This is a genomic window from Roseococcus sp. GW821-FHT12F05, assembly GCF_058806835.1.
Genome location: NZ_JBXAQB010000012.1, coordinates 168,431 through 180,685 on the forward strand (window position 1 = coordinate 168,431; position 12,255 = coordinate 180,685).

The 12,255-nt window shown below is 69.3% G+C and carries 13 protein-coding genes; 5 read left to right on the forward strand and 8 right to left on the reverse strand.

The window, feature by feature from the left end; all coding sequences use genetic code 11:
• From AC1ROY_RS24745 to AC1ROY_RS24770, 6 genes are read right to left on the reverse strand one after another with little or no spacing between them, the layout of a single operon-like run.
• On the reverse strand, positions 1–1,293 hold the full coding sequence (locus AC1ROY_RS24745) for an LLM class flavin-dependent oxidoreductase (protein WP_493151574.1): 1,293 nt from the start codon (positions 1,291–1,293) through the stop codon (positions 1–3).
• Positions 1,290–2,039, reverse strand: coding sequence for an ABC transporter permease (locus AC1ROY_RS24750; protein ID WP_493151575.1), 750 nt, complete (start codon positions 2,037–2,039; stop codon positions 1,290–1,292). The genes AC1ROY_RS24745 and AC1ROY_RS24750 overlap by 4 nt, the downstream gene beginning before the upstream one ends.
• Positions 2,036–2,791, reverse strand: coding sequence for an ABC transporter permease (locus AC1ROY_RS24755; protein WP_493151576.1), 756 nt, complete (start codon positions 2,789–2,791; stop codon positions 2,036–2,038). The genes AC1ROY_RS24750 and AC1ROY_RS24755 overlap by 4 nt, the downstream gene beginning before the upstream one ends.
• A complete protein-coding gene (locus tag AC1ROY_RS24760; RefSeq protein ID WP_493151577.1) occupies positions 2,788–3,792 on the reverse strand; it encodes an ABC transporter substrate-binding protein in 1,005 nt (334 codons plus the stop codon). The genes AC1ROY_RS24755 and AC1ROY_RS24760 overlap by 4 nt, the downstream gene beginning before the upstream one ends.
• An 18-nt stretch (positions 3,793–3,810) precedes the next feature.
• On the reverse strand, positions 3,811–4,557 hold the full coding sequence (locus tag AC1ROY_RS24765) for a class II aldolase/adducin family protein (protein ID WP_493151578.1): 747 nt from the start codon (positions 4,555–4,557) through the stop codon (positions 3,811–3,813).
• Positions 4,558–4,559: 2 nt separating this feature from the next.
• Positions 4,560–5,390 (reverse strand): ABC transporter ATP-binding protein, encoded by an 831-nt coding sequence (locus AC1ROY_RS24770; RefSeq protein ID WP_493151579.1) that lies wholly within the window; start codon positions 5,388–5,390, stop codon positions 4,560–4,562.
• A 104-nt stretch (positions 5,391–5,494) separates the two neighbouring features.
• Between AC1ROY_RS24770 and AC1ROY_RS24775 the strand changes: the two genes are divergently transcribed.
• From AC1ROY_RS24775 to AC1ROY_RS24795, 5 genes are read left to right on the forward strand one after another with little or no spacing between them, the layout of a single operon-like run.
• The gene (locus tag AC1ROY_RS24775; RefSeq protein ID WP_493151580.1) at positions 5,495–6,205 is read left to right on the forward strand and encodes a GntR family transcriptional regulator; all 711 of its coding nucleotides are present in this window, start codon (positions 5,495–5,497) and stop codon (positions 6,203–6,205) included.
• A gap of 53 nt (positions 6,206–6,258) precedes the next feature.
• Entirely contained in the window at positions 6,259–7,041 is a 783-nt protein-coding gene (locus tag AC1ROY_RS24780) for an SDR family oxidoreductase (protein WP_493151581.1), read from the forward strand.
• 1 nt (position 7,042) lies between these two features.
• On the forward strand, positions 7,043–8,173 hold the full coding sequence (locus AC1ROY_RS24785; protein ID WP_493151582.1) for a pyridoxal phosphate-dependent aminotransferase: 1,131 nt from the start codon (positions 7,043–7,045) through the stop codon (positions 8,171–8,173).
• An 11-nt stretch (positions 8,174–8,184) separates the two neighbouring features.
• A complete protein-coding gene (locus AC1ROY_RS24790; protein WP_493151583.1) occupies positions 8,185–9,066 on the forward strand; it encodes an alpha/beta fold hydrolase in 882 nt (293 codons plus the stop codon).
• Complete coding sequence (locus AC1ROY_RS24795; RefSeq protein WP_493151584.1) at positions 9,063–10,301, forward strand: Zn-dependent hydrolase; 1,239 nt, start codon at positions 9,063–9,065, stop codon at positions 10,299–10,301. Before AC1ROY_RS24790 ends, AC1ROY_RS24795 begins: the two co-directional genes overlap by 4 nt.
• Here AC1ROY_RS24795 and ybaK read toward each other — a convergent pair.
• Positions 10,270–10,743, reverse strand: coding sequence for a Cys-tRNA(Pro) deacylase (ybaK, locus tag AC1ROY_RS24800; RefSeq protein WP_493151585.1), 474 nt, complete (start codon positions 10,741–10,743; stop codon positions 10,270–10,272). The genes AC1ROY_RS24795 and ybaK overlap by 32 nt on opposite strands.
• A gap of 84 nt (positions 10,744–10,827) precedes the next feature.
• Entirely contained in the window at positions 10,828–12,255 is a 1,428-nt protein-coding gene (locus AC1ROY_RS24805) for an amidase (RefSeq protein ID WP_493151586.1), read from the reverse strand.

A 12,255-nucleotide genomic window follows, 5' to 3' on the forward strand; every position in this document is an offset into this window, starting at 1 on the left:
TCAGGCACGTGGCGGTCGCGAGAGGCCGAGATTTTCCCGGAGAGTCGTGCCCGTATAGTCGCGGCGGAACAGGCCGCGCTCCTGCAGGATCGGCACGACGAGATCGACGAAATCCTCGAACCCCTCGTGGAAGTAGGGCGGCATGACGTTGAAGCCGTCCGCCGCGCCGTTCAGGAACCAGTGCTCCAGCGTATCGGCGATGTGCCCGGCGGAACCGCAGAGCACCCAATGGCCGCGTGCCGCGGCGATCAGGTTGTAGACGTCACGCAGCGACATGCCCTCGCGCCGCGCCTTGTTCAGCATCACGCTGGCGAAGCTGTGATAGGTGTCCGGCAGCGGGATGTCCGGGATCGGGCCGTCGAGGTCGTATCGCCGCATGTCCGTGCCGAAGCGGTCGCTCAGCAACTGCAGGGCGTTGCCCGAATCCACGAAGCCCTGCAGCAGCGCCAGCCGCTCGAAGGCCTCCTTCTCGGTGCGGCCCACCACCGGCATCACGCCGGGCAGGATGGTGACATCCTCCGGCCGCCGGCCGAGCGGAGGCAGCAGAGCCTTGAAAGCGGCGTATTGCGCGCGCGCCTCATCGAAATCCTGCACGACGGAGAAGACGACATCCGCCGTCGCCGCCGCCAGCGCCATGCCCGGCCCCGAGCCGCCGGCCTGGAGCACGATGGGCTGGCCCTGCGGAGAACGGCCGATGTTCACCGGCCCCTTCACCTTGAAGAACGAGCCGTCGTGGTCGAGCGACCTGATTTTCGCGGGATCGATGTAGATGCCGGTCTTGCGGTCGGCCACCACCGCATCGTCCGCCCAGCAGTCCCACAGCCCCTTCACCACCTGCACGAACTCACCCGCGATCGCGTAGCGCTGCGCATGGTCCGGATGGAGTTTCCCGAAGTTGGGCGCAGCGGCCGGGCTGGCGCCGGTCACCGCATTCCAGGCGGCGCGCCCGCCGCTGATATGGTCCAGCGAGGCGAATTGCCGCGCGACGGTGAAGGGGGCGCTGTAGGTCGTCGCCACCGTGGCGCCCAGGCCGATATGCGTCGTGCTGCCGGCCAGCGCCGCGAGCATGGTCAGCGGCTCCAGCCGCAGCGTGTAGGAGGGATGGGCGGCCGGGTCGGCATAGAGGTTGTCGCCCATGAAGATCAGGTCGAAGCGGCCGCGCTCCGCCGTGCGGGCGATCTCGCGCAGCGCTGCGATGTCCTGGAAATTGTCCAGCGCGCCCGGATAGCGCCAGCCGGCCACATGGCTCCCCGTGCCGAGCAGGAAGAGGCCGAGATGCATCTGCCGCGTCATCGCCAGAAGATCACCTTGCGTTCCAGGAAGCCGATCAGCCCGAAGAAAGCCAGGCTGATGGCGGAGGCCACGAAGATGGCTGCCCAGACCTTCACGAAGTCGATCTGCACAACGGCCTGGTAGATTTCCCAGCCGAGACCGCTGTACGCGCCCAGCATCTCCGTCACGATGGCGACGATCAGGCTGCGCACCGTCGCCACCCGCATGCCCGCCGCGATCAGCGGCAGCGCGGCCGGGATGCGCAGGCGCCAGAGGATGCCGAAGGGCCCGGCGCCGAAGCTGCGCAGCAGGTCCACGCTGCGGCGGTCCACCCGGTCGAAGCCCGAGAGGGCGCTGAGGAAGACGGTGAAGCCGACGGCCAGCGTCACCATCACCACCTTCGATGCGATGCCGATGCCGAACCACAGTAGCACCAGCGGCGAATAGGCCGCGACGGGCACGGAGTTCACCGCCATCAGCACCGGCAGGATGCCCGGCCGCGACCAGGGCAGGATGGTGATCAGCATGGCCAGCCCGATGCCGATGGAGGTTCCCAGCCCGTAGCCCAGCAGCGCCTCCAGCAGGGTCGTGCCGCCCGCGCGAAGCAGGCTCGCGCGCTGCGTCCAGACATTGACGAAGATGTCGCTCACCGCCGGGAGCGTGTAGGCGGGCAGCGCGAAGCCGCGCGCGACCACCTCCCAGATCGTCACCAGGGCGATGGCGCCCGCCAGCCCACGCAGCGCCGCCCGATGCGTGCCGTCCGTCACTGCTCGGCGCCCCAGAAGACGAGCCGCCGCTCCGCCAGGGCCACCACCGCGTAGAAGCCGGTGCCGAGCACCGCGGCGCAGAGGAGGGCGGCCCAGAGCACGGGGATGTTCTCCGTGTACATGGCCTGCAGCAGGATCACGCCGATCCCCGTCGTGTCGCCGAACCATTCGCCGACGATCGCGCCCACCAGGCTGAGCGAGGCGGCGAGCCGGAGCGCCACGAAGATCTGCGGCAGGGCGGAGGGCAGCAGCAGCCGGAGCATGATCTGCCGGCCCGAGGCGCCGAAGCTGCGCAGCAGCGCGATCTGCCTCGGGTCCACCGACTGCAGCCCGAGCAGCGTGTTCACCGTGACGGGGAAGAAGGTGAGGTAGAAGGCGATCACCGCCTTGGCCATCAGCGTGTTGCCGAACCACAGCACCACCAGCGCGCCGAAGGCGATCACCGGGATGGTCTGCGACACCACGAAGATGGGAAAGAGCATGTCGCGCAGCACGGGTGCGCGGAGGAAGATCACGCCATTCAGCACGCCGACCAGGGCGCCGGCGGCGAAGCCGATCAGCGTCTCCGTCAGCGTGCGCAGGAAGCCTGCGACATAGGCCTCCGGCGCCGCCGCGATGGTCGCGAGGATGATGCTGAGCCGCGGCAGGTAGTCCGGACGGATGGAGAAGGCGACGACCGCCCCCTCCCACACCGCCGCCGCCAGGGCGAGGCCGAGGACCAGCCGGCACAGCCCCAGCAGGGCGTGTTTCAAGCCAGGCGATCCGCCACGGGGATGGCGGCGAGGAAGCTCCCGTCATAGGCCGCGGCGAGGTCGATGTCGGTCTTGATCACCTCGTATTGCCGCAGGAAGTCGTAGGCCGTGCGGATGGCCGCCGGGTCGACGCAGAACAGCCCCTGCGTCGCCGCGGCGCCCGCCGTCATCAGCTTGCCGGCCTCGACCAGCATGAACTCCTGGTGCTCGCGGTTGAGCGAGGAGGCGGCGGCCATCACCGCGTCCACGCCCGCCTTCTGGTCGCCGAGCGCCTCACGCCAGCCCTTGATCGAGGCGCGGAGAAACCCCTTCACCATCTCCGGCTTCTGGCGCGCCGTCGCCTCGCTCACGATCAGCGTGTCGCGCGGGAAGGTGATGCCCTGGTCCTCCGCATCGAAGATGCGCAGGTTGTCGCGGCCCATGCGGGTCATGAGCGTGTAGAACTCGTTGTACCGTGTGGCGGTGACCACATCGATCTGCCCCTCGACGAAGGGTGTCACCGAGACCTGCTGCGGCTGCATGGTGAAGTCGCCTAGCCGCAGGCCGGCCTTGGCGAGCATGGCGAGCAGCACGTAGTTCGCGCCGGTGAACCAAGTGGTGATGGTCTTGCCGCGGAAGTCCTGCAGCGTGCGGATCGGCCCGCTGGCGCGCGAGACGAAGACGAAGGGCGTCAGCTGATGCGCCACGCCGACGCAGACGATGGGCAGGTTCTTCTCGCGCGCCGCGAAGACGCTGTCCGTGCCGCCGGAGAGGCCGAAGGTATCCGCGCCGGAGGCGACGAGGTTCTCCGTCAGCAGGTTCGGCCCGCCGGGGTTGATGGTGAGGTCGATGCCCTCGGCCGCGTAGTAGCCGCGCGCCTTGGCCAGGTAGAAGCCGGCGAACTGCGTCTGGGCGAGCCATTTCAGGCGCAGGGTGGCCCGTTGCAGGCCCTGGGCGCGGCCAAGGGCGGGAAGGGTGGCGGGTGCCGCGGCAACCGCGGCGAGAAGGGAACGCCTTTGCATGGTCACGGACTCCCGTTGTCAGTTGCGGTAGGATGGATCGGCGCGGTCGAGCTGGCGCAGCAGCGCGGGCCATTCGCGTTCGCCGGGGGTGAGGATGTCGCCTTGCAGCTCCCAGAACTGGCGCGCGGCCTTCTCGCAGACCTCGTGCGGCGGGACGGTGATCGTGGCGCCGCCGGCGGCCGCCGCCTGCATGTCGAGCTGGATGCGCGCCGCGCGCTCGAAATAGTAGAGCAGCATGAAGGCCTCGCCGGGCGTGCGGCCGGTGGTGAGGATGCCGTGGTTGCGCATCAGCATCACCTTGTGCTCGCCGAGGTCGCGCAGCAGCCGCGATTGCTCGTCGAGGTCGATCGCCACGCCCTCATAGTCATGAAAGGCCTGGCGCCGGTAGAAGCGCATGGCGAACTGGCTGAGCGGCAGAAGGCCGTCGACGAGGCCCGAGACGGCGGTGCTGGCGTCGGAATGCGTGTGCAGCACGCAGGCGGCGTCGTGCCGGCCCTTGTGGATGGCGGCATGGATGACGAAGGCCGCGACGTTCACCTCGTGCGGCGAGTTGTCGAGCTTGCGGCCCTCCGTGTCGATCCTCACAAGGTCGGAGGCGGTGATCTCCTCGAAGAGCATGCCGTAGGGGTTGAGGAGGAATTCGTCCTCCTTTCCCGGCACGCGCAGCGAGATGTGGTTGTAGATCATGTCATCCAGCCCGAGCCTCGCCACGAGCCGGTAGCAGGCGGCGAGCGAGATGCGGGCCTCGCGTTCGGCGTCGTCCATGGTCAGTGCCCTCCTCCCTCGGCCGCCATGAAGGACTTCATGCTCTCCTCCTCGATGGCGGCCAGGATCTCGCGCTTGATCGCGATGAATTCCGGCGAGGTGATCAGCTCCGGCGCGCGCGGACGCGGCAGGTCGATGCTGCGGGCCAGCTTCACCGAACCGGGCCGCGCCGTCATCACGAGAACGCGGTCGCCGAGGAAGATGGCCTCATCCACGTCGTGGGTGATGAAGAGGACGGTGCGGCGGTGCCGCTCCCAGACGTCCAGCAGCCAGCGCTGCATCATGCTGCGCGTCAGGGCGTCCAGCGCGCCGAAGGGCTCGTCCAGCAGCATGAGCTCGCGCTCGAAGAGGAAGGTGCGCATCAGCGCCACGCGCTGGCGCATGCCGCCGGAGAGCTGGTGCGGGTACTGCGCCTCGAAGCCGGTGAGGCCGAATTCCGGCAGCATGCGCAGCGCCCGGGCGCGCGCCTCCTTGCGCGGGGCGCCCTCGATTTCGTTGGCGAGGATCGCGTTGTCGATCACGTTGCGCCAGGGCAGCAGCAGGTCCCGTTGCGGCATGAACGAGACGCGGCCGAGCAGCTCGTGTGCATGGCAGCCGCGGCCCTTGAAGCGGAGGATGCCGCCCTCGTCCGGCTCGTCCAGCCCGGCGACCATGTTGAAGAGCGTGCTCTTGCCGCAGCCGCTGGGGCCCACGACGGTGACGAACTCGCCGGCAGGCACGCTCAGGCCCAGGCCGCGGAGCGCCTGGACCTTGCCGAAGGTCTTGTCGATCCCCTGCATCTCCAGCAGGGGGACCGTCTCGGTCTGGGGCTCGACCACGCGCGAGGAGTCCATCCTTGTGTCTCGACAGTTCCAGCAACCGCCGTGCCACAGGATTGGCGTGCGAAGCGGCATGGTCTATGCATTGATGTACACATGATCGTGGATTTTGCGCACAAATGACCGCTTCCTCGGCAGGGACGGATGCACGGCGCCCAGCACATGGGCAGAAAGGGCTCAAGCCTGAGGAGGGCGAGACCCTCGCCGCCGCGATCCGCCGCCGGCTGGAGGCGGAGATCGCCGAGGGCGAGCTGGAGCCAGGAAGCCGGCTGGACGAGCAGGAGGTCGCCCATCGCTTCGGCGTCTCGCGCACGCCCGTCCGCGAGGCCTTCCGCCTCCTCGCCGCCGATCGGCTGGTGGAGCTGCGGGGCCGCCAGGGCGCGCTGGTGCGCAGCATCGACGTGCACACGCTGATCGAGATGTTCCAGGTGATGGGCGAGCTGGAAGGGCTTTGCGCCCGCCTGGCCGCGCGCCGCGCCGCGCCGCGCCAGCTCGAGCGCATGGCCGCCATCCACCAGCGGCTGGAGGCCGCCACGGGCGATGGGCCGGACGTCTTCTACGACGTGAACCAGGAGTTCCACGAGGTCATCTACGAGGCCTCCTGCAACGCCTTCCTGGCCGAGGAGACGCGCCGGCTGCGCAACCGGGTGGCCGCCTATCGCCGCAAGGTGACGCGCATGCCGAACCGAATCGAGGACACGATCCGCGAGCATCGCGAGATCATGGAGGCCATCGTGGCGCGCGACCCGGAGCGCGCCCATGCGGTCATGCGTGCCCACCTCACCCTGCTCGGCGACAACCTGCTGGACTTCATCGTCGCCTTCGAGTGAGCTTTGGTATGCAAATTGCCTGAACTTGCATACCGACAGCATGGAGCCTGACCTTGAAGCTTGATCTCGCCGGCAAGACGGCCCTCATCACCGGTGCCTCCAAGGGCATCGGCCTCGCCTGCGCCGAGGTCCTGGCCGAGGAGGGCTGCCACCTGCACCTCTCGGCTCGCAACGGCGCGGCGATGGAGGCGGCCGCGGCCAAGCTGCGCGCGGATCACGGCGTGACGGTCACGGTGCATCCGGCCGATCTCGGCAGCACCGCCGCGATGGAGGCGCTGGCCGCCGCGGCCGGCGATATCGACATCCTCGTGAACAATGCCGGCGACATCCCGTCGGGGGGTCTTGCGAAGGTCACAGACGAGGCGATCCGCAAGGGCTTCGACCTCAAGGTCTTCGGCTACATGACCCTGACGCGCCTCTACTATCCCCGCATGAAGGCGCAGGGCGGTGGCGTGATCATCAACGTCATCGGCAATTCCGGCGAGAACTGGGATGCCGCCTATTTCGCGGGCTCCACGGGCAATGCCGCGCTGATGTCCTTCACCAAGGCGATCGGTGGGCGCAGCCTGGACGACGGCATCCGCGTGGTCGGCATCAATCCCGGCCCCGTCGCGACGGACCGCATGCTGAAGATCATGCGCACCAAGGCCATCGACATGCTCGGCGACGAAAGCCGCTGGGAGGAGCTCTTCGACAAGTATCCTGGCAAGCGCCCGGCGACGGCGCGCGAATGCGCCGACCTCGTGGCCTTCATGGCCTCGCCGCGCGCGGGCTACATCACCGGCACCAACGTGACCATCGACGGCGGCATCGCGGCGCGGGGCTCGGTGATCTGAAATGTCCGATGCGCTGATCCGCAACCGCTACTTCGACGAGCTGACCGCCACGCCGGACCTGGCCTGGATGGGCCAGAACACCAACCATATCCCCGCGCATCCTGCGGTCCGCGCCGCGATGATCGCGGCGATCGAGGCGGGCGAGTTCAACGCTTATGCCCCGCCGCTTGGCTTCGAGGCGCTGCGGGCGGCGATCGTGGCCGATCTCGGCGTGGAGGGCGCGGAGGCGATGGTGACGGAGGGCGGCGTGAACGCGCTGGCGCTGGTCTGCAAGGCGCGCTGCAAGCCGGGCACCACCTTCGTCACCACCGATCCGAGTTGGAAATGGCCGCTGATGTTCGCGCGCCAGGCCGGGGCCGAGGTGATTGAGATCCCCATCTACGACCCCGCCTGCCACTACCGCCTGACGCCGGAAGCCCTCGCCGCCGCGGTGGATGAGCGCACTTCCATCATCTACCTCGTGGACCCGAACAATCCGCTTGGCGTCCGCTACACGGAAGAGGAGATCGCCGCCTTCGCTGATATCGCCAGGGATTGCGGCGCGCTGCTGGTCCACGACTGCACCTATCGCGACTTCGCGGATGGCCACCACCCCGCGCTGCGCGTGGCGCCGGAGCATTCGGTCGTCTCCGTCTCCTTCTCCAAGTGGCTGGGATTGGCGGGGATGCGCATCGGCGCGCTCGTCGTGCCGCGCGCATTGCTGGATGAATTCGCGGTTCAGGCCACAAGCGTGCTCGGCGCCAGCGTCGTCGCCCAGCGCGCGGCGATGGCCGGACTCTCCGTCAAGGCCGAGTGGATGGAGACGGTCCGCCGCATCGACACGGCCAACAAGTCGATGATCCGCGAGGCGGCCGAAGCCGTCGGCCTGGCCTGCCTCGTCTGGCCGAGCCACGGCAACTTCCTCGTCTTCGAGACGGAGGCCGCCGGCCCGCGCCCGGAGGCGCTGGTGGAGGCCGCGCGCCGGCGTGGGATCATGATCCGCCAGGGCACCTACCACACCGCCCGCTTCGGCGACCGCTTCATCAAGATCAGCACCTCCGTGCCCACCGAATGGGCCAAGCGCCTGCGCGATGCCTTTCCGGCCATCGCTGCGGAGGCGCGCACCCTCAACGACCTGCCGCCGCAATTCTGAGGTTTCTCACCATGCCGCGCATCACCACCTCCGACGGAATCAGCCTGTACTACGAGGAAGCGGGGGAGGGCGTCCCCATCCTCTTTATCCACGAGTTCGGCGGCAACCATGAGAGCTGGGAGCCGCAGATGGAGTTCTTCGCCCGGCGCTACCGCTGCATCACCTATGCCGCGCGCGGCTACCCGCCCTCGGACGTGCCGGACGATGTGGAGCGCTACTCCCAGGCCATCGCCGTCGCGGACGCGGTGGCGGTGCTGGACGGGCTCGGCATCGCCAAGGCCCATATCGTCGGCCTGTCCATGGGCGGCTTCACCACCGTCCATTTCGGCCTGCGCCATCCGGACCGCGCGCTCTCGCTGACCATCGCCGGCGCCGGCTACGGCTGCGAGAAGGAGCACGAGGCGTATTTCAAGGGCGTCTCGCTCGAGGTCGCGGACCAGTTCCAGACCCTCGGCGCCAAGGCCTTCGCGCCCACCTACGGTTCCGGCGCCTCGCGCGTGCAGTTCCAGAACAAGGACCCGCGCGGCTGGCAGGTCTTCGTGGACCGGCTGGCCACGCATTCCGACCTCGGCGCCGCCCTGACCATGCGCGGCGTGCAGGCGCGCCGGCCCTCCTTCTGGGATCTGGAGGAGGAGCTGAAGACGATGACGGTGCCGAGCCTCATCATCGTCGGCGACGAGGACGACCACTGCCTGCAGCCCGGCATCTACCTCAAGAAGATGCTCCCCGCCTCCGGCCTCTCCATCTTCCCCAAGACCGGCCACACGCTGAACCTGGAGGAACCCGCGGCCTTCAACGCGCTGCTGGCGGAGTTCTTCGCTCAGGTCGAGGCCGGTGCCTGGAAGCTGCGAGATCCGCGCGCCCTGCCCGGGCAGGTGATGAAGACGCGATGATCGACGCCGACCGGCTCTGGCGCCGGCTGATGGCGCTGGCGGAGATCGGCGCCACTCCGGCCGGCGGCGTGAACCGCCAGGCGCTGACCGCGGGCGAGATCGAGGCCTGGCGGCTGCTCATCGGCTGGGCGCGCGACCTGGGGATGGAGCCCTCCACCGACGCGGCGGGCAATCTTTTCCTCACGCGTCCGGGGATAGACCGGGAGCTGCCGCCGCTCCTCATCGGCAGCCACATCGACACGCAGCCCACGGGCGGAAAGTTCGACGGCGCCTTCGGCGTGCTGGCGGCCTTCGAGGTGGCGGAAAGCCTGCCCGCCACGCCGACGCGCGACGTCACGGTCGTCGCCTGGATGAACGAGGAGGGCTGCCGCTTCGCGCCGGGCATGATGGGTTCCGAGGCCTTCGCCGGCGTGCGACCGCTTTCGGAGATTCTCGCCGCGCGCGACGCGGCGGGAGTCACAGTCGCCGAGGCGCTGGGCGCCCTGCACACGGCCTTCCCGGACGTGCCGCACCGCTCGCTCGGCTTTCCCGTCGGCTTCTACCTGGAGCCGCATATCGAGCAGGGACCGCTGCTGGAAGCGGCGGGCGTGCCGATCGGCATCGTCACGGGCATCCAGGGCAAGAGGACCTGGGAGATCGTGGTGGAGGGCGCGGAAGGCCATGCCGGCACGCTGGACATGGCCGACCGCCGCGACGCCTTGGCCGCCTTCGCCCGCATGGCCGACGCCATGTTCCGCGAGGTGGGCGCGGCCGATCCGATCGTGAAGTTCACCATCGGCATGGCGCGGGTGGAGCCGAACGCGCCTTCCGTCGTGCCCTCCCGCGTCACCTTCCGGATCGACCTGCGGCATCCCGACAACCCGACGCTGGATGCCTATGCCAGGTGGCTCGAGGCCCTGGCCGAACAGCATGCCCCACCCTGCGCCGTCCGGGTGAAACGGTTGGTCGATGCGCCCTCCAACATCTTCGACCCGGCGCTGCAGGTGCGCATCACCGCCGCCGCGGAGGGGCTGGGACAAGCTGCCATGCCCATCCTCTCCGCTGCCGGCCATGATGCGCGGCACCTGGCGCCGCTCTGCCCCAGCGCCATGATCTTCATCCCCTGCCGCGACGGCGTCAGCCACGCCGAGCACGAATGGGCCGAGCCCGCCCATGTCGCGGCCGGCGCGGCCGTGCTCGCGGAGGTCGTGGCACAGCTGGCGCTCACGCGACCAGGGTCGCCACCTTCCCCTTGAGGAACCCCACCGCCAGCCGGGGATCGAGCTTCACCTGCAGCCCGCGCTGGCCGCCATTGATGAACACCTGCGCCTCGGAGAGGGCCTGCTGCTCCATCGCGGTGGGGACCTCCCGTTTCTGCCCGAAGGGGCTGATCCCGCCGACCGTGTAGCCCGAGATCCGCTCCGCATCCGCGGGCTTCATCATCTCCGCGGACTTGCCGCCGAAGGCCGCGGCCAGCTTCTTCATCGACACCTCGCGGTCCGAAGGGACGATGACGCAGACCGGCTTGCCGTCGACCCGCGCCATCAGCGTCTTGAGGACCTTATGCGGCGGCTCGCCCAGCGCTTCCGCGGCCTGCAGCCCGATCTTGTCCGCGCCGGGATCGTAGTCGTAGCTGTGCACGGAGAAGGCGATGCCGGCCTTCTCCAGCGCCTGGGTTGCGCGTGTCATCCTGGACATCGGAACCTCCCCCTACGCCGTTGGGGCTGACGCGAGGAGAGCAAGATAGCGAACGCGCGCGGCCATCCAACATCGAAATGCCGGCTACGGTTCGTCCGGCCAGCGGTCGAGCAGCGCCGCCTCGCGTTCGAACAGGGCGGCGGCCCGCAGCACCGAGGCGTCGTCGCGGAATCGGCCGACGATCTGCAGGCCGAGTGGCAGGCCGCCCTCGGTGAAGCCGCAGGGCTGGCTGATCGCGGGATGGCCCGTCATGTTGAAGGGCATGGTCCAGGGGAACCAGTTCGAGCGCACGTCGTCGTAGACGGCGCCGTCGATCTCGATCGTGCCGAAAAGGTCCTGCCCGATCGGCAGGGCCTCGCGGGAGAGGGTGGGCGTGACGAGGAAATTCGCCGTCCCAAACATCTTCTGCACGCGACGGAAGAGCGCGGCGCGGTCGAACATCGCCTGCTGGTAGTCGACGCCGCGGACATCCTGGGCGAGGGCGAGCTGCTTCACCAGCGAGGGACTCATCCGGTTCCCGTCCTTCTCCGCCATCGCGGCGAAGCGGGCGCGCCAGGTGGTGTGGTTGATGGCCCGCCAGATCGGCTCCACGTCGAAGCCCTCGCCGGAGAATTCCTCGAGCGTCGCGCCCAGCGCCTCCAGATGGGCGAGGGAGCGGCGGAAGGCCGCCAGCGTCTCGGCCGAGACGGGCCGGCCCGGCGGCGCGGCGCAGAACAGGATGCGCTTGCCCTTCAGGTCGCCCTCGGGGCGCGCTGCCGCGAGGTAGTCCGGCACCGGCACGCCGAGGGACCAGGGGTCGCTGTCATGCGGGCCCGCCATGGCCTGGAGCATGAGCGCCGTGTCGGCCACGGTGCGCGTCATCGGCGTGACGTAGGTGTAGTTGCCGAAGGCGTCGGCCACCTGGCTGTGCGGGATGGTGCCGATCCCCTGCTTCAGCCCGACCACGCCGTTGCAGGCGGCGGGGATGCGCGTGGAGCCGCCGCCATCCGTCGCCACCGCGATCGGCCCGACGCCGCTGGCCACCGCCGCGGCCGCGCCGCCGCTGGACCCGGCGCAGGTGTGCTCCGCGCTCCAGGCGTTGCGCGTGCGGCCGAAGAGCGGCGCGTCGGTCAGGCATTTGGCGCCGAATTCCGGTGTGGTCGTCTTGCCGAAGAGGATGGCGCCGTGCTCGCGCAGCCGCGCCACGGCCACCGCGTCCTCCGTGGGCACGTTGTCGGCGTAGAGCAGCGAGCCGAAGGTGGTGCGCGTGCCGGCCGTGTTGACGATGTCCTTCACGCTGCAGGGGATGCCGTGCAGCAGTCCCGTCGCCTCGCCCTTCATGATGGCGTCCTCGGCTGCCTGTGCCGTATGGAGCGCCTTCTCCGGCTCCAGGGTGACGAAGAGGTTCAGCGCGGGCTGGAGTCGCTCGGCGCGGTCGATCACGGCGCGCGTCAGCTCCACCGGGGAGAGCTCCTTGCGCGCGATCATGTCGCGCAGCGTGGTCGCGGGCAGGCGGCAGAGTTCGTCTTGCAT

What these genes read in the sequence shown, in the direction of transcription:
- AC1ROY_RS24745 (WP_493151574.1), bottom strand. Translation starts at nt 1,293, where the DNA reads ATGACGCGGCAGATGCATCTCGGCCTCTTCCTGCTCGGCACGGGGAGC.
- AC1ROY_RS24760 (WP_493151577.1), bottom strand. Translation starts at nt 3,792, where the DNA reads ATGCAAAGGCGTTCCCTTCTCGCCGCGGTTGCCGCGGCACCCGCCACC.
- AC1ROY_RS24765 (WP_493151578.1), bottom strand. Translation starts at nt 4,557, where the DNA reads ATGGACGACGCCGAACGCGAGGCCCGCATCTCGCTCGCCGCCTGCTAC.
- AC1ROY_RS24770 (WP_493151579.1), bottom strand. Translation starts at nt 5,390, where the DNA reads ATGGACTCCTCGCGCGTGGTCGAGCCCCAGACCGAGACGGTCCCCCTG.
- AC1ROY_RS24775 (WP_493151580.1), top strand. Translation starts at nt 5,495, where the DNA reads ATGACCGCTTCCTCGGCAGGGACGGATGCACGGCGCCCAGCACATGGG.
- AC1ROY_RS24785 (WP_493151582.1), top strand. Translation starts at nt 7,043, where the DNA reads ATGTCCGATGCGCTGATCCGCAACCGCTACTTCGACGAGCTGACCGCC.
- AC1ROY_RS24790 (WP_493151583.1), top strand. Translation starts at nt 8,185, where the DNA reads ATGCCGCGCATCACCACCTCCGACGGAATCAGCCTGTACTACGAGGAA.
- AC1ROY_RS24795 (WP_493151584.1), top strand. Translation starts at nt 9,063, where the DNA reads ATGATCGACGCCGACCGGCTCTGGCGCCGGCTGATGGCGCTGGCGGAG.
- ybaK (WP_493151585.1), bottom strand. Translation starts at nt 10,743, where the DNA reads ATGTCCAGGATGACACGCGCAACCCAGGCGCTGGAGAAGGCCGGCATC.
- AC1ROY_RS24805 (WP_493151586.1), bottom strand. Translation starts at nt 12,255, where the DNA reads ATGCAAGACGAACTCTGCCGCCTGCCCGCGACCACGCTGCGCGACATG.